Source organism: Brevibacillus sp. FIR094, assembly GCF_050477165.1.
GTDB lineage: Bacteria > Bacillota > Bacilli > Brevibacillales > Brevibacillaceae > Brevibacillus.
The window spans coordinates 1-329 of sequence record NZ_JBEAES010000104.1; the positions used below are offsets into that span (position 1 = coordinate 1).

General features: G+C 51.1%; 1 tRNA gene. It reads right to left on the minus strand.

Annotation, left to right across the window (positions count from 1 at the left end):
* Positions 1–71 precede the first annotated feature (71 nt).
* Positions 72–148, minus strand: a tRNA-Ile gene (locus ACQ5DJ_RS30060).
* Positions 149–329 lie beyond the last annotated feature (181 nt).

Sequence of the window (329 nt, forward strand, 5' to 3'; positions counted from 1 at the left end):
CCGATGACCTCCTGCTTGCAAGGCAGGCGCTCTCCCAACTGAGCTACAGCCCCATACTGGGTAATATTTAGTGGTGGGCCTAGGCTGACTCGAACAGCCGACCTCACGCTTATCAGGCGTGCGCTCTAACCAACTGAGCTATAGGCCCTCGTAACCCACAAAAAAAGACGTACTACTCCAAAGGCCAAAAACTTCGGCACTTCAAAGTACTATATACGTCAGGGAGTTGATGCTCCCTCAAAACTGAACAGCGAATGTGCGTTAATCGTCGTATCTCCATAGAAAGGAGGTGATCCATCCGCACCTTCCGGTACGGATACCTTGTTACG